Source organism: Delftia sp. ASV31 (assembly GCF_016428765.1).
Lineage (GTDB): Bacteria > Pseudomonadota > Gammaproteobacteria > Burkholderiales > Burkholderiaceae_C > Comamonas > Comamonas acidovorans.
On the sequence record NZ_JAELTK010000294.1, the window covers coordinates 1 to 314 of the forward strand.

At 76.1% G+C, this 314-nt stretch carries 1 pseudogene; it reads right to left on the minus strand.

The annotated features are described in order from the left end of the window. A pseudogene (locus JHD82_RS30175) lies at window positions 1–314 on the minus strand (tripartite tricarboxylate transporter substrate-binding protein); the annotation flags it as partial.

Genomic DNA, 314 nt, shown 5'->3' on the forward strand with positions numbered 1-314 from the left:
GGTGCCGCCCGCACCCGGAACGTTCTCGATGATGATCTGCTGGCCCAGCTGGGTGCTGGTGCGCTGGGCGATGTCGCGCGCCATGGCGTCCGTGGGTCCGCCGGCCGCGAAGGGCACGATCCAGGTCCTGTCTCTTATACACATCTGACGCTGCCGACGAAATGCGAACAGTGTAGATCTCGGTGGGCGGCGGATCATTAAAAAGGGGGGGGGGGGGGGGGGGGGGGGGGGGGGGGGGGGGGGGGGGGGGGGGGGGGGGGGGGGGGGGGGGGGGGGGGGGGGGGGGGGGGGGGGGGGGGGGGGGGGGGGGGGGG